The sequence below is a fragment of the Rathayibacter sp. AY1C7 genome (assembly GCF_002931865.1).
GTDB lineage: Bacteria > Actinomycetota > Actinomycetes > Actinomycetales > Microbacteriaceae > Rathayibacter.
This window is the reverse complement of sequence record NZ_PSWB01000007.1, coordinates 1-15,904: the sequence shown is the minus strand read 5'-3', so window position 1 is coordinate 15,904 and position 15,904 is coordinate 1. Positions and strand designations below refer to the sequence as shown.

The following is a 15,904-nucleotide window of genomic DNA, read 5'->3' as shown; positions in this document are numbered from 1 at the left end:
TTCTCGTCGAGGGGGTCAGCAGACTCGATCAGGGTCGACTGGGATGAGACGCGAAGGCGGTCAGGTCAGGGCGGCCGAAGCCGGCCGGCGGGGTAGCGTCGGTCACGTCGAGGTCTTTCGGACGGATGGCGTAGGAACCTCCGTCGTCGGGAGACCTCGACGTCTATCTGCGGACCGACGCTCCCGGCCGACCTACACCCTCATCTGGGAAGAGCCAGCTGAGCTCCGGAATCGGAGGAAGACCCGTGCGCGGAGCGGAGGAGCCGGCCTGGGCGGATCCGGAGCCGGAGGTCCACCGGGCGCTCGCGCGGTGGGCGGCGGAGTGCGCGGAGCGCGCCCTCCCCGCGTTCGAGGAGCGGGACCCGGACAATGCCCGGCCCCGGCGCGCGCTCGACGTCCTCCTCGCCTGGGGGCGGGGCAAGGCTCCGATGACCGAGTGCCGCACGGCGGCCTTCACGGCGCACGCCGCAGCCCGCGCCGCGACGCAGGCGGGCGAGCGGGCCGCCACCGCTGCCGCGCGGGCGGCCGGGCAGGCCGCAGCCGTCGCGCACATGGTCGATCACTGCTCGCACGCCGCCGTGGAGAGCAGCGCGCAGCCTCGGGCCTTCACGCGAAGGAGCGCGCAACGGATCGTCGCTCTCACTGAATCCGCCCGCTGCGCGGATGCTCTCCCAGCGATCTTCTCGCGTCGTTGAACGTCCGCGACTGCTGTGTCGTGTCCTCGGTGGGACCACCTCGGCCCCCGCACTACAGGAGGCATCATGCTCAAGCGAATCGCGACCACTGTGACGACTGCGGCGTTCGCCGCCGTCCTTCTCGCCGGATGCTCGACGGCCGCCGGCTCGGCCGCCTCGTCGGAAGCGCCGGCCGACAGCCCCTCCGCCACCGCGATGGCCTCCGCCACCGCGACCGCCTCCGCTGAGACGGCGGCTCTCACGACGGCGTCCTCGCCGCTGGGCGAGATCATCACGGACGAGGCCGGCTACACCGTCTACACGTTCATGAAGGACACGCAGAACTCGGGCAGCAGCAGCTGCTACGACGAGTGCGCCACGACCTGGCCGGCCGTGACGGCGTCCAGCACGACCGCCGCGGACGGGATCACCGGAGAGGTCGGCTCGATCACGCGCACCGACGGGACGACCCAGCTGACCGTCGACGGATGGCCGGTCTACCGGTTCGCGAAGGACACCGCGCCGGGCCAGGTCAACGGGCAGGGTGTGAAGGACGCCTGGTACGTCCTCCTCCCCGACGGCACGATGAACAAGGAAGCCGCGGCCATGAGCACCGCCACCCCGGCGTCCTGATGCGACGGCGACCCGTCCCCGCGCAGCGAAGCGCATCGTCGGGCCGGGTCGCCGGTTCTCGACAGGCATGGACGGAAGGGATGACCGGCAGTGATCGCAGCAACCGTGATGAGGGAGCGCACCGTGGCGCTTCGAGGCGGTGAGCGTTGTGCCCCGCCCCGTCGATGAGCTCCTGGCGGCGCTGTACGAGAGTCACGGCCCGGCCTTGCGGCGCTTCGTGCAGAACCTCACTCGGAACGCGGCGCTGACGGAGGACGTCGTGCAGGAGACGATGGTCCGGGCCTGGCAGCGCCCGCAGGTCCTCGAACGCGACGCCGACGCCGCTCGCGCGTGGCTGTTCACCGTCGCCCGCAACCTCGTCATCGACGACGCCCGATCCGCTCGGAGCCGACGCGAGGTGCCGGCGAAGGACGAAGACGGCGGCGGCGCCGTCCCCGATCGCACCGACGCGGTCCTGGACAGCATCCTGGTCGCCGACGCTCTCGCATCGCTGTCGGTGGAGCATCGTCAGATCGTGGTGGACGCGTACTTCCTCGGACACACCGTCCCCGAGATCGCCCGCCGGCACTCCATCCCCGAGGGAACAGCGAAATCTCGATTGCACTACGGACTGCGCGGACTGCGACTGGCTCTGCAGGAAAGGGGCGTCACCCGATGAACGACCACCACGGAAGCTCTGCGACGGAGGACGAGTACCGCGACTGGGACGCGTCCTACGTCCTCGGCGCTCTCCCCGCAGATCAGCGACTCGAGTACGAGCAGCACCTCAGCGGCTGCGCGGCCTGCCGCGCGGCCGTGGCAGAGCTGGCAGGACTGCCCGGCATCGTCGGCCGCCTCTCCGTCGAGGACGCTCTCGCCATCAGCGCATCGGACGACGGCGAGGAGGCGCCGCCGTCGATGGTGACGCTGCCCGCCATCGCCCACCGTGTCCGGACGCGCCGACGTCGGCGCCGGCTGGTGACGTCCCTCGCCGTCGCGGCCGCCGTCACCGCCTCCGTCTTCGGAGGTGTCGCTCTCGGCACGGGCATCGCGGGCGCTCCCGTGGCGAGCGAGGCGACCCTCGAACCGATGGACCCGATCGCGGCCGATCCCGCTCTCGCTGCGGACATCCAGGTCGAGGGGAAGCCGTGGGGCACCCGGCTGGAGTGGAGCTGCACCTACAGTGGTGATGCGCCCGCCGACGCGGAGTACGAACTCGTGATCACCCGCACAGACGGCAGCACGATCACCGTCGCCACCTGGACGGCGGCCGGGCGGCGCGCCGTCGACCTGGCGGCGTCCACGGGCGTCGCCCGGTCGGAGATCACCGGCGTCGACATCAGGGTCCGCGGCACGAACTCCCCCCTCGTCCGCACCGACACCTGAGACACCGCCCACCCGCAGGAGACACCGACACTGCCCGCGGTGCCGCGGGCACCGGACAGGAGCAGACCATGAGCACCGAGACCACGCCGCTGCACATCACCCGCGAGGGACCGAGAAGCTTCATCGGCCGCAACGCGCGAGGAGCCGAGGTCCGCATCGGCGGGTCGGACGCCGACGGCGTGTTCTCGCCCGGCGAGCTGCTGCACCTCGCCCTCGCCGCCTGCGGCATGCTCTCCTCGGACCACATCCTCGCCAGCCGCCTCGGAGCCGATTTCGAAGCGACCACCGACATCACCGCGACCAAGCCCGAGGGTGAGGACCGCTACGACTCGATCACCGCCGTGATCCGCGCCGACCTGTCGGGGCTCGATCCCGAGCAGATCGCCTCACTGTCCGAGCGCACCCGCCGGGCCGTCGATCGCCAGTGCACCGTCGGCCACACGCTCGAGCACGGCGCGGCGTACACCGTCGATGTCGTGGACGACCAGGCCGGTCCCGTCAGCGGTCCGGGGACGGGATCCGTCTGAGATCAGCGCCTCATCGGTCACGACGACCGGTGCCGGCCGAGCCGCGGACGTCTCCCTTCAGTGCCGTCAGTCTGCGACTCGCCGACCGGATCCGAGACGATTCGCGAGGCGGAGCGCGTTCACGGAGCGGAGGTGCTGGTCGGCGCGGTGACGCCCGTTGGCCGGTGAGGGGTGCGGTGCCGCGAGGACGGGGACGACACGGGGATCATCGTGCAGGGTCAGATAGCGCATGACCCCGTCGAGCGCCACGGTCCCGTAGGTGACGACGGCGTCGAGCGCGGGCAGCAGCTCCAGCAGCTCACCGAGCGCGAGCCGGCCCTGCTCGATGTCCGCGGGGCGGACGCGGCCAGGGATCTCCCACGGGATGAGGTTCCACCGGACGTAGTGGTCGCGGGAGAGTCCGGACTCGATGCGGGCCGCCCGGAACGCGGCGGCGGTGGGCCCGAGGTTGTCTTCGCTGCAGACGGCAGCGGATCCCGAGGCGATCGTCCGAGGGCCGGGTGACTGCATCAGCACCAGGACGCGACTGGCGGTGCCGCCGGAGCGGGGATCGAAGCCCGGAACGAAGCGTCCGGTCGCGTCCGCGGTACTCCGCCAGGTCTCGGCGAGGGCGTTCAGGCTTCGGACATCCACGATGGTCCTCGATCCCGGTCAGGCCGGCCGCGGTGGTGCGAGCAGGGTTCCGCGGATCACGGAACCGTGGAACGTGCGGGCGGCGACGATGATCCACGCGGCGACCAGGCCGACGTAGTAGAGCACCGCGAGGCCGGCGACAACCGTGAGACCGGAGTGCAGGGCGAGGCCGTTCAGTCCGGTGACGCAGGTGCCGACGGGGAACGTGAACGACCACCACGTCAGGCTGAACGGCAGGTGCTCCTTCGCGGTGCGGAGGGTGATCGCGAGGGCGATGACGGTCCAGAGCAGTGCGAAGCCGAGCATCGCGAAGCCGTACACCAGAGCCACGACCAGCAGCGCACGCGCCATGCCGGCGTCCACGACGGTGGGCGCGTTCGAGGCGAGCAGATTCACGGCGGTGATCGACTGTCCGACCGGACCGAGGACGATCCACAGCGTCGGCACCATCCCCGCCGCTCCGACCTTGTGCTGCGCGAGCCGGTTCCAGATCAGGGTGATCACCACCAGCGACGCGACCAGGCTGAGGCCGAAGAAGCCGTAGCAGGACCACAGGAGCGTCTCCCGCGCTTGCCCGGCGGGCGCGTACGGCAGCAGCAGTGCGCCGGTGGAAGCGGACACCATCGGCGGAACGATCGGCATCAGCCAGCCGCCGAACGCCGAATCGGGCTTGTTCTCATGCCGGGTGAACGCGAGGTAGGGCACCAGGACCGCCGTCACCAGCCCGCCGAGAGTCCCCGCACCCCAGAGCACCCAGTCGATGGTGACAGCGGCCGGCAGGCCGATCCAGTCCTTGCCGAGGAGGAGGGTTCCCGCGCCGACAGTGAGGAACGCCATGGGCGGCGCGCCGTAGAAGTGCGAGAGCACGGGATTCAGGTGGTGCCTCACCGCTGTACCGCGGTAGCGGACCCAGTGCAGCCCGGTCGCGACCGTCAGCGCGACGAGCAGCAGCGCGGCGATCGCCCAGACGACGGTGGCCCCGGTGCGGAGTCCGGGGAACTGGAGTGGCAGGGACGCGGCGGCGACCGCGACGATGCCGGTGCCCATGATCGACGCGAACCAGTTCGGCGTCAGGTTCGACACGATCAGTCCCGGATGCTCCAACTCCCGGAACAAGCGCCTCGACCGCGGAGGATGCCCGATCGAGGAAGATGCGCGGGCGGGGGAGAAAGTTGTCATGCCTCCAGCCTGAGCATCGCCGGCACCAGCCGATACAGCGATCGTCTTGGCGGGGCACAATGAGTGCTTGTGGCGACGCGGCGATTGACGGACCGGATCCTGGATCTCGACACGCTGGAGGTGCTCGAGCGCATCGCCGAGGCGGGCTCGCTCTCCCGCGCTGCCGAAGACCTCGGCGTCACCCAGCAGGCCGTCTCGGCGCGTCTGCGGGTCGCGGAGCGCGCCATCGGGCAGCCGCTCGTGCGCCGCTCTCCGACCGGGTCCCTGATGACCGACGCGGGCCGGCTCGTGCTCGAGCTGGCCGGCCCGGTCCTCGAGGCGTCCCGCCGCCTCGAGGCGGGCGCGGCAGCACTGCGACAGCCGACCGGCTCACTGGTTCTCGCGGCGTCGCAGACCATCGCCGAACTGCTGCTCCCACGCTGGCTCCTCGAATTCCGACAGCGCACACCCGAGGTGAGTGTGCAGCTGATCGCCGGCAATTCAGCCACGGTCACAGAGCTCGTGAGATCCGGTGCCGCGCAGCTCGGATTCGTCGAGACACCAGCGTCCACGGCCACGCTCTCCTCTGACGTGGTCGCGGAGGACGAACTCGCTGTCGTCGTGGCACCGGACCACCCCTGGGCACGCGCGGCGAGTATCGGCGCCGAGGAGTTGGCCGGGACCGCACTGCTGACGCGAGAGGAAGGCTCCGGCACCCGGACGACCCTCGAAGCATGGCTCCACGACGCCGGGCTCGCACTCACGACTCCCGCCGCGATCCTGGAGACGACGGCGATCATCCGAGCGAACGCCCGCGCCGGCATCGCGCCCGCAGTCATGAGCATCCTCACCGTCGAAACAGATCTCGCCGCGCGCTCACTGATACGAGTGCCCCTCCGCGGACCAGCACTCGTGCGACCCCTCCGCGCCATCTGGTCCGATCGCATCGGGTCGTCCGCGGCGGCGTTCCTGGAGATCGCACACGAGTTGCGCTGACCGGTGCACGGCTCGTCGCTACGCCGATCACGCCCGCGGCCGTGTCTGCTCGAGCTACAGCGATCTGGTCGATCTGCCCACGGCGGCGCGGACGTCATGTCGCGGTGATGGCGAAGAGCCCGGCGATGCCGACGGTGTAGAGCGCGAGCACGATCAACGAGTCGATTCCCATGCCGGCGATGCGGCGGGTGGGTCGGAAGATCAGTCCGACGATGTAGACGAGGGTGAGCAGGGCGGCGAGAGCGGTGAGGTAGATGTCGGACGAGTTCGCCTGCGGGAGGACTGCGGTGCCGGAGAGGACGGTGGCGACGAGGAACAGGACGGGGAGGAAGGCGTTGCCGCCGAAGATGTCGCTGATGGCGAGGTTGTCGTCGCCCTGCTTGATGGCTTGCAGCCCGGTCGAGATCTCGGGGAGGGAGGTGGCGAGAGCGAGCACGGTGGCTCCGAACAGCACCCCGGAGAGACCGAGCTGCGAGGATGCTGCGTCACCGGCGCGCTCGAGCACGACACCGGCGAGGAGGGTCGCCGCGGCGGAGATCGTGAACACGATGGTCGCCTTGCGTGTGCTCATCGGGTGCGTCTTCTTCTTCGAGGAGGATGCTGTCGCGTCGGGGGCCCGCCCGTCCTCGTGCCAGGGAAGGTGCTTGCCGGAGCGTTGCACGAGCAGCAGCCCGACGACCCAGAGGCCGGCGATGAGGACGACGTCCGGGGTCAGGCGCAGCACTTCCAGTCCGGAGGGCAGCTGGCTGCCGGCGATGACGACGGCGAGCACCGCGACGACCACGAGCCCCTCGAGCACGAGTGTGAGGGACGCGGCACGGTAGGTGAGCGGCTTCGCACCCTTTCCGCGCTTGCCGAACAGGTCGAGGACGACGAGGACCACGGTCTGCAGTGCGATGCCGCCGAGGATGTTGCCGACCGCGACGTCCAGGTTCCCGGAGAGCGCGGCGGACACGGTGATCGCGATCTCCGGCAGGTTCGTCGCGACGGCGAGAACGATCAGGCCGCCCAGCGCACTCCCCAGGTGCAGGCGCGCATCCAGAACGTCCGTGGCCTTCGACAACTGGATGCCGGCGATCCACACCACTGCGGCGGCGGCGAGAAAGACGGCGACGAGAACAACGAAGGGCAGACCATCCATGCAGTGAGTGAACCGCGCCGACGACGATTCGCGACCCCCTTGCGCCTGAGCTGCTTCTCACCGTCTCGCGCGCGGTGGTCTCCGTGGTGATCGGTTCGACCGCGTGCCATCCTCGACGACACCCCGATCGTCGGGTCGAGCGTGATCCCACCGTTCGTTCCCGAGGCGCGCTTCGTCAGCAGCAGCCGACTCGGGTACGCCGCAGCGTCCGCACGTGTACGCGCGGGCAGCTGGCGGGGACCGGACCCTTGGGAAGGGGCCGGTGTCGCCCGCAGTGCATCTGCGACACTCCACTGGCTCCAGATCCTGCGATCCTCGAGCGGCTTGACCGGATCGTCGGTGACCGTGTCCCGTGGCAGACGCATCAGATGGCCGGTGACGTTGCACACGCTCTGGCGACGCTCGCGGACCGTGTCGATGCGGTCATGATCATTGTCGGCACGAAGGAGCCGTCTCTGCGTCGAACCGTGCAGGAGGTCTTCTCCGGCGCCGTCGGCGCCCGTCTCGCTCACCGTCAGCACCGGCCGGTCCTCATGATCCCCCTCTCCCCGGTCGATGATTCGGAGCCGCTGCCCTGGTCCTGACCGAGGTGCGGGCGTAGGCTGACGGCAGTGGCGATGGATCCCGCCCGAGCGTGAGCTCGAACTGCCGCCGAGGCTGATGGTTCCTACCTTCTCGATCAGAGACCAGGTAGGTGACCCATGCCCGCGCATCCCCCGCTCGTTCTCGTGCGCCACGGTGAGAGCACCGGCAACGCCGACGGTCTCTTCTGCGGCGTCCTCGACGTTCCCCTCACCGACCTCGGACGCGACGAAGCGCGACAGGCCGCGACGCTGCTGAGGGACGCATCGATCGACCCCGATCTGATCCTCACGTCGACCCTGCAGCGCTCCACCGAATCGGCCCGGATCATCGCCGGCGCCCTACCAGGGCGGCCGCGGATCGTCGCGGCCCAGTGGCGGCTGAACGAGCGCAACTACGGAGCGCTCACCGGCCTGTCGAAAAGCGCCGTCAGAGCCCGGTACGGGGCCGACGCCTTCCTGGAGTGGCGCCGGTCGATGGACGTCCGCCCGCCTGCTCTGTCCGCCACCGCCTTCGTGCAGCTGCACAGGTCCGCGGCGTTCCGTGGGCAGCCGGCCGAGGCGATGACGGACACGGAGTCGTTGCGTGACGTCGTCCACCGACTGCAGCCGCTCCTCGAGGAGCGCATCCTGCCCGCCCTCCAGGAGGGCGAGACGGTGCTCATCGTCGGGCACGGCAACTCCCTGCGCGCGCTGCGCGCCCTTCTCGGGGACCTCGGCGACGCCGCGGTCCGCGATCTGAACATCCCGACGGGTCAGCCGTACCTGTACGACACCGGGCCGTCCGGGACACCGATCTCGAGGAGCGGACGCTACCTCGATCCCGCAAGAGCCGACCGGGCGGGGATCACGCTCGCCCACGAAGGAGGAACCTGATGAACGCCTACATCAGCCACACCCGCACCAGCATCCACGGGACGGGCGAGTACGTCACCCACCCCGCCGGACACCCGCTGGTCATCACCGACGTCGCCGCACGGCAGATCCTCGACTCCCGCGGCTTCCCGACCGTCGCTGTCACCCTGCGTCTGGACGACGACACCGTCCTGGACGCCTCCGCCCCCGCGGGCGCCTCGACGGGCGCGTTCGAAGCGGTCGAGCTGCGCGACGGCGGCCCCGCGTTCGGCGGACGCGGAGTCCGCTCCGCTGTCGCGGCCGTCGACGGCGAGATCCGCGCCCTCCTGCTCGATCACTCCTGGACTTCGCTTCGCGAGATCGACGAAGCGCTGCGAGCACTGGATGGAACCGCGAACCTCGCCCGCCTCGGAGCGAACTCCGTCGTCGCCGTCTCCATCGCGGCCGCCCGCGCCTTCGCCGCGCGCACCGGCCTGCCCCTGCACCGGTGGATCGCCGATCACACCGGGGCGACCGCCTCCCTACCCGTCCCGCACTTCAACGTCATCAACGGCGGCGCGCACGCCGCGAACGGCCTCGACTTCCAAGAGTTCATGATCGCCCCCGTCTACGCCGGCACCGAGGAGGAGGCAGTGCAGGTCGGCGCCGAGATCTATCACGCCCTCGCCGCCCGCGTCCGCACCGCCTACGGCACCTCCGGGCTCGGCGACGAGGGCGGCTTCGCGCCCCCCATCGACCGGCCCGAAGACGCCCTGGACCTCCTCGTCGCAGCGATCACCGACGCCGGATACCAGCCCGGCACCGGTGACATCGCGATCGCGATGGATCCCGCCGCGAACGGCTTCTTCCACGGCGACGGCCACTACACCGTCGCCGGCACCGATCTCGACCGCGACGCACTCGCCCGCTACTACGAGAAGCTGATCGCCGACTACCCGATCCGCAGCATCGAGGACGGCTTCGCCGAGGACGACCACGAGGGCTGGGCCCTCCTCGCCCACGCCATCAGCGACCGGGTGCAGCTCGTGGGAGACGACCTCTACGTCACCGACGCCGACCGCATCCGCGACGGAGCCCGCAACGGCTACTCCAACGCCGCACTCATCAAGCCCAATCAGATCGGCACCATCACCGGCACCCTCGACGCGATCGCGGCCGCGCACGACGCCGGCATGCGCTGCATGGTCTCCCACCGCTCCGGCGAGACCCTCGACACCTTCATCGCCGACCTCTCGGTGGGAACCGGAGTCGGGCAGATCAAATCCGGCGCCCCCGCGCGCGGCGAGAGGGTCGCGAAGTACAACCGCCTCGTCGACATCGAACACCTCGACCCCACGCTGCACTACGGTCTCACCCACTGACCCGCCCCCTCCCGAAAGGTCCCACTCCCCGTGACTGATGACCGCCACCGTCACCGCCCCCCGGACCCCGACCCCGAGCTGCCGGTCGACAGCGACCTCGACGTCGACGACGCCCCCGACGGGACGCCACGACCCGTGCACCTGCGTCCGCGATACCTCCTCCTCGTCGCCGCCGGCGGCACGGTCGGGACCGGGGCGCGGGAGGGCCTGACCCTCGCGTTCCCCGCCGATCCCGCCTTCGACACCGTCGTCTTCGCCATCAACATCGTCGGCGCGCTCCTGCTCGGCGTACTCCTGGAGAGCCTCGCCAGAGCCGGCAGCGACGAGGGCCGACGCCGCACCGCGCGGCTGCTGCTCGGTACCGGAGCGCTCGGAGGCTTCACCACCTACAGCACCCTCGCCACCGACACCGCCCACCTGCTCACCACAGGACACCCCGCACCCGCCGCCCTCTACGCGCTCGGCACCGTCCTGCTCGGTGCCCTCGCGTCCTGGACCGGAGTCGCCCTCGCCGCAGCACTCCACCGGCGACGCACGCAGAGGAAGGTGCCGGCATGACACCCGCACTGTTCCTCGCGCTCTCCCTCGCCGGTGGAATCGGAGCCGCAACACGGCTCCTCCTCGACGGGCTCATCAAGGCCCGCACCGGCGGCGCCTACCCCTGGGGCACCACCGTCATCAACGTCACCGGATCACTCCTCCTCGGCCTGATCACCGGCCTCGCCCTCGCAGGCATCGCCCCCGAGCCGTGGCGACTCGTCCTCGGCACCGGCTTCCTCGGCGGCTACACCACCTTCTCCACCGCCAGCCTCGAAACCGTCCGTCTCCTCGCCGAAGGACGCCAACTCGCCTCCGCCATCAACGCCCTCGGCACGCTCCTCCTCAGCGTCATCGCCGCAGCAACAGGACTCTGGCTCGGAGGCGCGCGATGAGCATCATCGATGCACCCTCACCGGCAGTGGTGGTCGGTCTTGCCGGCGTCGATTCCGGCCCGGAGTCGGGGCACGCAGGGTCCTTCCGTTCAGCGGGTGCGGTGCGCCGTGAACGACCTCGCCGGCATGTCATCACGGGGCGATCTGGTCGCGTCTCTCCATGATCGGTCCTGCCGTTGCGGGGTCCCGGGCGGCTCATCACGGCATGCCATCAGGCGGCTGAAGGCGGTCAGCCGTACCCGGGACCCCTGGCGCGTTCCGGAGCCGACAACTGCCCCGAATCCACGGAGACAACGGTGAGGAAGGCGGTCGGACTCCGGGGGAGCGACGCCGACCGGGACGCGGAGCGGCGTCAGCAGTGGGAGGGCCTCGACCCCGTGCTGCGCTCCCTCGGCTTCCCGAAGGGGCTGTGACGCCGGCCCGGTGGACCTCACCGGGCCGGCGCCCGCGCGCTCAGCGGTGCGCGGGTCGGAGCCCCAGCAGCGTGTCGACGATCACGAAGGCCGCGAGGCTCGCCCCCAGGAGCGGGAGGAACAGCCCGAGCGCGGCGGCGACGACCAGGACGGACGCGACTCCCCACCACGGCGCGCGCCGGAGCGCTCCCCGGGCCGGCGGGGTGCCGCCGAGCCGTCGGGGACCGCGGGTGGGGCGGCGCTTCCACCACATCAGGTACCCGAGCACGACCATCGTGGCGATGCCGGCCGCGGTGACGAACAGCAGCAGCTGGTTGGGCAGCCCGAACATCGAGCCCATGTGCGTGTCGATGCCCCAGCGGGAGAGCTTGGCGACGAGGCCGAAGTCGGCGAAGTCGACCCGGTCGACGACCTGCATCGTGCTCCCGTCGATCGCGACGCCGTCGACCTCGGTCGGGAAGCTGCGCTGGATCTCCTGCACGACCCAGGCCGAGCCCTCCGCCGCGGGCGGCCGGATCTCGACCAGTCCCGTGTTCACGTTGACCTCGCGGGCGACCGAGAGCACCGAGTCGTAGGCGGCCGGCGAGTAGCCCGCCGTCGACTCGACGGCGTCGCCGGTGGCCGCGCCGTGTCCGGCGTGCCCGGCGTGCTCGTCGGCCACCTCGCCGGTCCGGTCGCCGAGCGTCGTCCCCAGCGAGGGTGTGGTCCAGCCGACTGCGGAGCGGAGGGTCTCGAAGTTCCCGCCTCCGTACAGCGACCAGGTGATGCCTGTGGTCGAGAGGAACAGGGCGCCGACGAGCAGCCAGACGCCGGTGGAGGCGTGCCAGGAGAACAGGCGCTTGTAGCCGGTGGTCCTCGGCGCGGGGCGCAGCAGGTCCCTCTTCACGCGGGCTCGGCGGAGGCGGATGATCCAGAGGCCCAGGCCGGCGAGGGCGACGACCCCCAGCCAGGAGGCGGCGAGCTCGCTGTAGTAGCGGCCCACGTCCCCGAGGTGCAGCGTCCGGTGCAGGTCGCTGACCCAGGTCCGCAACGGCAGGGCGCCGCTGGTGCCGTAGGCGGTGAGGTCGCCGCGGACGTCGGCGGTGGCCGGGTCGATGAAGACCGCGCGGGTCTCGCTGGCGCCGAGCGACGGGTCCGCGTACATCACCCGGGTGGTGTCGCCGGGGTTCGGCGCGGGGCGGACGGCGACGATGCTCTGCCCGCCTCCGGTGTGCGCGTCGGCGGCGTCGATCTGGTCGGCCAGGGGCACGTAGGTGTCCGCTTCGGGGGCGTGCAGCTCCTGCGCGTAGACGACCTGCTCGAGCTGCGGGGTGAGTGCGTAGAGAGCTCCGCTGGTCGCGGCGACGAGGATGAACGGCCCGACGAACAGGGCGGCGGAGAAGTGCAGGCGGAGCAGCAGCTGTCCGAGCCAGCCTGCGCTGCTTCTGTGCGGCGGGGGCGGGGTGTCGGCGGAGTCGCGGGGTCTCGTGGCGGTGGTGGTCATGCTTCTGGTCCTTCGGTGCTGTGGCGGGTGCCGGTGAGGGTCAGAGGAGGGTGTCGCCGATGTAGCCGCCCTCGACGCAGCCCGGCGGGATCGCGAAGACGGCGGAGCCGATCGGCGTCGTCCACTCGTTGAGCAGGTCCAGCTCGTCCAGGCGCTTCTGGATCGGCACGAACTGCGCGGTGACGTCGGCCTGGAACGCCGCGAAGATCAGCCCGGAGTTCGAGATGTCCTCGCCCGTCGGGGTGTCGTCGTAGTTGTAGGCCCGGCGGTGGAAGCGCTCGGCGGTGTTCTCCGAGCGGGCGCGCCTCATGTGCGAGAACTCCGGGATCACCGGGAAGTCGATGGTCGTCGTCGCCTCGAAGTCGGGCTCGTCGGCCTCCGCCGTCCCGGTGAGGGGCGCGCCGTTCGCGAGGGTCCAGGGAGGAGACGGGTCGGTCAGACGCGGCGGGGACCTCCGGGGAGGTCCTCGCCGCGGCTCGCGTCGATGATCAGGAGGCGGGCTGCAGAGGGGGGCCGCGCCGCAGCGCCGCCTGGGGGAAGACGCCCGAGGCGAGGGGGAGCACGTCGCGCAGCTCGAAGGAGGAGCGTCGCGCGGGTCGAGGAGCGGCCACCGGAGTCGGCAGGACCCGCACCAGGCGGGTGACGAGGTGGCTCGTCGTCGCGGCGACTCGGACGAGGAGGGACTCGCCGCGGTGGAGCGCCGCGGTCGTCGCGACGGCGGCGACGAGGTGCGCCGCCCACATCGAGGAGCCGGTCATCCCGCTGTGCGTCATCGCCGCGCTGACGTCGATCACGGCACCGTGGTGCGCGTGCAGGGTCGGCGCATCGACCGGCCCCGTGAAGGTCCCGATCGTGAAGAGCGTGTGGAACAGGAACTGGCTGACTCCCACCGAGACCGCCAGGCGGACCAGGGAGAGCCTGCGCCCGGCGAGCGCCACGCACACCAGGACCGACAGGACGAGCGGCATCGCGACACCGAGCGGACCCGGGATCTGGCCGCCGCCGGCCACGTGCGAGAACAGCGCGACGAGCGTCGCCACCGTCGCCGCGACGACACCCCGGAGGGTGCGCAGCGGGCGCGACGACGACATCTCACCAGTGTCGCAGACGCCTCCTTCCCGCGGAGGACCGCTCTCGGGCGAGAGGGGCGGCCGGCCGACGGTTCCTCTCAGCGGGCCGCGGAGGCTCCGGTGCGTCACTTCTCGGGCCGGACCACCAGCCCGACGCCGCCGCCGCGCCGCACCGGTTCGGCGACCGCGGTCATCCGGCCGGAGGGATCGACCTCGATGGCGGCCACCGCCCCGATCTGCGCGGCCGAGGTGAAGGTGTCGCCCGAGGGGACCAGCTGCTGGCCGAAGGGAGCGAGGTCGTCGGCGTACGCCTCGATGAACTCGGGCTCGGCCGAGGTCGTCGCGCCGTTGCGCTGGGAGGCGCGGGGCGCTGCCACCGCCTCGGGGAGCGTCATGCCGAGGTCGATGCGGTTGACCAGGGTCTGCAGGACCGTCGTGATGATCGTGGATCCGCCCGGCGAGCCGACGACGAACCGCACGTCCCCGCCGTCGAGCACGATCGTCGGCGACATCGACGAGCGCGGGCGCTTGCCCGGCTCGATCCGGTTCGGGTCCCCGTCGACGAAGGTGGGGGAGAAGTCGGTCATCTCGTTGTTGAGGAGGAAGCCGCGGCCGGGGACGGTCATCGCCGAGCCGCCGGTCTGCTCGATCGTGAGCGTGTAGGAGGCGGCGTTGCCCCACTTGTCGACGACCGAGAGGTGGGTCGTGGAGATGTTCTCGGTGTCCGACTCCTCCGCGGCGGGGGCGGTCGCGCATCCGGAGCCGTCGAGAGCGCCGGGCGCGACCGGGCGGACGGAGGCGGTCGCCGGGTCGATCGTGCAGTCCCGCGAGTCCGCGAACTCCTGGCTGAGGAGCGTCTCGGTGGGCACGTCGACGAAGGCGGGGTCGCCGACGTAGGCGCCCCGGTCGGCGAAGGCGCGGGCGGACGCCTCGAGGTAGAGGTGCAGGGCGCTGCCGGTGTCCTCGGACGCGAGGTCGTGGTTCTCGAGGATGTTGAGGGCCTCGCCGACCGCGATCCCGCCGGAGGAGGAGGGTGCCATCCCGTAGACGTCGAGTCCGCGGTAGGAGACGCGGGTCGGCGCCTGCTCGGCGACCGAGTAGGCCGCGAGATCGGCGGCCGTCATCGTGCCGGCCGGGGCGGGGAGGTCCGACCCCTCGGCGATCCGCGGGTTCTGGACCGTGTCGGCGATCTCGGCGGCCAGCGCGCCCTCGTAGAACGCGTCCGGCCCGTGGACGGCGATGGAGGTCAGCGTCTTCGCGAGGTCGAGGTTGCGGAAGGTGCTGCCCACCTTCGGCGCGTCCCCACCGGGGAGGAAGAGTTCGGCCGTGTCGGGGAACGCCTGGAACCGCTCGAGGTTGTCGAGCGTCTGGTTGCGGAAGGTCTCGTCCACCCGGAAGCCCTTCGCCGCGAGCGCGATCGAGGGCGCCAGCACGACGGGGAGCGGCAGGGTGCCGAAGCGGTCGACCGCGGTGTCCCAGGTCGCCACCGTGCCGGGCACGCCGACCGCGACGCCGGAGGAGACGAGGTCCGGGGTGAACGGGTACGGGGCTCCGGTCGCGGGGTCGAGGAACGCGTCCGAGGTGATGCCGGCCGGCGCTGTCTCGCGTCCGTCGATGGTGCTGACCTCGCCGGAGGCCTTGTCGAAGTAGACGAAGTACCCGCCTCCGCCGATGCCGGCGCTGTACGGCTCGCTCACGCCGAGGGCCGCGGCCGTGGCGACCGCGGCGTCAGCTGCGTTGCCGCCGCGCTTCAGCACCTCCATGCCCACGCGGCTCGCGTTCGCGTCGACGCTCGAGACCGCTCCGCCGTAGCACACCTGCGTCGAGGGCGAGATGAGGGGTCCGCCGAGGAAGTCGCGGATCTTCTCGGGCGTGAGCCCGCTGTCCTTCAGGTATCCGGAGACGGGCCTGTCGAGAGCGGACGCCGGTGCGGCACCCGCCACTCCCACTGCGACGACCGCGACCAGCGCGATCGCGATCCTGCGGAGCACGGGTGTCGTGGCCATGGCGTTCCTCCATCGGAACTCTGTGGTGCGCGGTCCGCGATGCGGGTCCCCCCAACCTAGGGGCGGGGTGGGGGTG

The 15,904-nt window shown here is 71.3% G+C and carries 17 protein-coding genes, 1 pseudogene and 1 riboswitch; of the genes and pseudogenes, 11 read left to right on the top strand and 7 right to left on the bottom strand.

Translation table 11 applies throughout. The features are described 5' to 3' along the window. Positions 1 to 245: 245 nt before the first annotated feature. The 5 genes from C5C69_RS05355 (at position 246) to C5C69_RS05335 (ending at position 3,199) form a co-directional block, all read left to right on the top strand. Positions 246 to 695 (top strand): putative immunity protein, encoded by a 450-nt coding sequence (locus tag C5C69_RS05355; RefSeq protein WP_146083592.1) that lies wholly within the window; start codon positions 246 to 248, stop codon positions 693 to 695. A gap of 66 nt (positions 696 to 761) precedes the next feature. Next, a complete protein-coding gene (locus C5C69_RS05350) occupies positions 762 to 1,307 on the top strand; it encodes a hypothetical protein (protein ID WP_104257434.1) in 546 nt (181 codons plus the stop codon). A gap of 139 nt (positions 1,308 to 1,446) precedes the next feature. Then, positions 1,447 to 1,965: a sigma-70 family RNA polymerase sigma factor gene (locus C5C69_RS05345; RefSeq protein ID WP_104224788.1), complete on the top strand. Its 519-nt coding sequence runs from the start codon at positions 1,447 to 1,449 to the stop codon at positions 1,963 to 1,965. After that, a complete protein-coding gene (locus tag C5C69_RS05340) occupies positions 1,962 to 2,672 on the top strand; it encodes an anti-sigma factor (protein ID WP_104257433.1) in 711 nt (236 codons plus the stop codon). Before C5C69_RS05345 ends, C5C69_RS05340 begins: the two co-directional genes overlap by 4 nt. A 68-nt stretch (positions 2,673 to 2,740) precedes the next feature. Further along, on the top strand, positions 2,741 to 3,199 hold the full coding sequence (locus tag C5C69_RS05335) for an OsmC family protein (protein ID WP_104257432.1): 459 nt from the start codon (positions 2,741 to 2,743) through the stop codon (positions 3,197 to 3,199). Between the two features lie 66 nt (positions 3,200 to 3,265). On the opposite strand, the gene C5C69_RS05330 is transcribed toward C5C69_RS05335, so the two are convergent. Together C5C69_RS05330 and C5C69_RS05325 are read right to left on the bottom strand one after the other, a co-directional pair. Beyond that, complete coding sequence (locus tag C5C69_RS05330; protein ID WP_258065238.1) at positions 3,266 to 3,832, bottom strand: uracil-DNA glycosylase family protein; 567 nt, start codon at positions 3,830 to 3,832, stop codon at positions 3,266 to 3,268. An 18-nt stretch (positions 3,833 to 3,850) separates the two neighbouring features. Further along, positions 3,851 to 4,915, bottom strand: coding sequence for a TDT family transporter (locus C5C69_RS05325; protein WP_020624523.1), 1,065 nt, complete (start codon positions 4,913 to 4,915; stop codon positions 3,851 to 3,853). A 159-nt stretch (positions 4,916 to 5,074) separates the two neighbouring features. Here C5C69_RS05325 and C5C69_RS05320 point away from each other — a divergent pair, with 159 nt between their 5' ends. Continuing rightward, on the top strand, positions 5,075 to 5,986 hold the full coding sequence (locus C5C69_RS05320; RefSeq protein WP_308558067.1) for a LysR family transcriptional regulator: 912 nt from the start codon (positions 5,075 to 5,077) through the stop codon (positions 5,984 to 5,986). A gap of 94 nt (positions 5,987 to 6,080) precedes the next feature. Here the strand turns inward: C5C69_RS05320 and C5C69_RS05315 are convergent, their stop codons facing one another. Next, complete coding sequence (locus tag C5C69_RS05315; RefSeq protein ID WP_104257429.1) at positions 6,081 to 7,127, bottom strand: sodium:calcium antiporter; 1,047 nt, start codon at positions 7,125 to 7,127, stop codon at positions 6,081 to 6,083. A gap of 74 nt (positions 7,128 to 7,201) precedes the next feature. On the opposite strand from C5C69_RS05315, the gene C5C69_RS17440 reads away from it, so the two are divergent. From C5C69_RS17440 to crcB, 5 genes are all read left to right on the top strand, one after another. Continuing rightward, entirely contained in the window at positions 7,202 to 7,711 is a 510-nt protein-coding gene (locus C5C69_RS17440; RefSeq protein ID WP_374953569.1) for a universal stress protein, read from the top strand. A gap of 20 nt (positions 7,712 to 7,731) precedes the next feature. After that, a riboswitch (Fluoride riboswitch) is annotated at positions 7,732 to 7,804 on the top strand. Positions 7,805 to 7,828: 24 nt separating this feature from the next. After that, entirely contained in the window at positions 7,829 to 8,584 is a 756-nt protein-coding gene (locus C5C69_RS05305) for a 2,3-diphosphoglycerate-dependent phosphoglycerate mutase (protein WP_104257427.1), read from the top strand. After that, positions 8,584 to 9,924, top strand: coding sequence for a phosphopyruvate hydratase (gene eno / locus C5C69_RS05300; RefSeq protein WP_104257426.1), 1,341 nt, complete (start codon positions 8,584 to 8,586; stop codon positions 9,922 to 9,924). Before C5C69_RS05305 ends, eno begins: the two co-directional genes overlap by 1 nt. Positions 9,925 to 9,954: 30 nt before the next feature. Then, positions 9,955 to 10,482: a CrcB family protein gene (locus C5C69_RS05295; RefSeq protein ID WP_258062373.1), complete on the top strand. Its 528-nt coding sequence runs from the start codon at positions 9,955 to 9,957 to the stop codon at positions 10,480 to 10,482. Further along, complete coding sequence (crcB, locus tag C5C69_RS05290; RefSeq protein WP_104224798.1) at positions 10,479 to 10,856, top strand: fluoride efflux transporter CrcB; 378 nt, start codon at positions 10,479 to 10,481, stop codon at positions 10,854 to 10,856. The genes C5C69_RS05295 and crcB overlap by 4 nt, the downstream gene beginning before the upstream one ends. Positions 10,857 to 11,309: 453 nt before the next feature. Here crcB and C5C69_RS05285 read toward each other — a convergent pair whose 3' ends face one another. The 4 genes and pseudogenes from C5C69_RS05285 to ggt all read right to left on the bottom strand — a co-directional run bounded on the left by C5C69_RS05285 (position 11,310) and on the right by ggt (position 15,828). Continuing rightward, entirely contained in the window at positions 11,310 to 12,752 is a 1,443-nt protein-coding gene (locus C5C69_RS05285; RefSeq protein ID WP_104257425.1) for a PepSY domain-containing protein, read from the bottom strand. A gap of 40 nt (positions 12,753 to 12,792) precedes the next feature. After that, positions 12,793 to 13,164 (bottom strand): annotated as a pseudogene (locus tag C5C69_RS05280) (Dyp-type peroxidase); the annotation flags it as partial. 76 nt (positions 13,165 to 13,240) lie between these two features. Next, positions 13,241 to 13,843: a hypothetical protein gene (locus C5C69_RS05275; RefSeq protein WP_104257424.1), complete on the bottom strand. Its 603-nt coding sequence runs from the start codon at positions 13,841 to 13,843 to the stop codon at positions 13,241 to 13,243. A gap of 104 nt (positions 13,844 to 13,947) precedes the next feature. Then, positions 13,948 to 15,828, bottom strand: a complete 1,881-nt coding sequence (gene ggt, locus C5C69_RS05270) for a gamma-glutamyltransferase (RefSeq protein ID WP_104257423.1) — start codon at positions 15,826 to 15,828, stop codon at positions 13,948 to 13,950. Between the last annotated feature and the right edge of the window lie 76 nt (positions 15,829 to 15,904).

Excerpts from the sequence above, each read along its gene's own strand:
- C5C69_RS05350 (WP_104257434.1), top strand. The coding sequence starts at position 762 with ATGCTCAAGCGAATCGCGACCACTGTGACGACTGCGGCGTTCGCCGCC.
- C5C69_RS05340 (WP_104257433.1), top strand. The coding sequence starts at position 1,962 with ATGAACGACCACCACGGAAGCTCTGCGACGGAGGACGAGTACCGCGAC.
- C5C69_RS05335 (WP_104257432.1), top strand. The coding sequence starts at position 2,741 with ATGAGCACCGAGACCACGCCGCTGCACATCACCCGCGAGGGACCGAGA.
- C5C69_RS05315 (WP_104257429.1), bottom strand. The coding sequence starts at position 7,127 with ATGGATGGTCTGCCCTTCGTTGTTCTCGTCGCCGTCTTTCTCGCCGCC.
- C5C69_RS05305 (WP_104257427.1), top strand. The coding sequence starts at position 7,829 with ATGCCCGCGCATCCCCCGCTCGTTCTCGTGCGCCACGGTGAGAGCACC.
- eno (WP_104257426.1), top strand. The coding sequence starts at position 8,584 with ATGAACGCCTACATCAGCCACACCCGCACCAGCATCCACGGGACGGGC.
- crcB (WP_104224798.1), top strand. The coding sequence starts at position 10,479 with ATGACACCCGCACTGTTCCTCGCGCTCTCCCTCGCCGGTGGAATCGGA.
- C5C69_RS05285 (WP_104257425.1), bottom strand. The coding sequence starts at position 12,752 with ATGACCACCACCGCCACGAGACCCCGCGACTCCGCCGACACCCCGCCC.
- C5C69_RS05275 (WP_104257424.1), bottom strand. The coding sequence starts at position 13,843 with ATGTCGTCGTCGCGCCCGCTGCGCACCCTCCGGGGTGTCGTCGCGGCG.
- ggt (WP_104257423.1), bottom strand. The coding sequence starts at position 15,828 with ATGGCCACGACACCCGTGCTCCGCAGGATCGCGATCGCGCTGGTCGCG.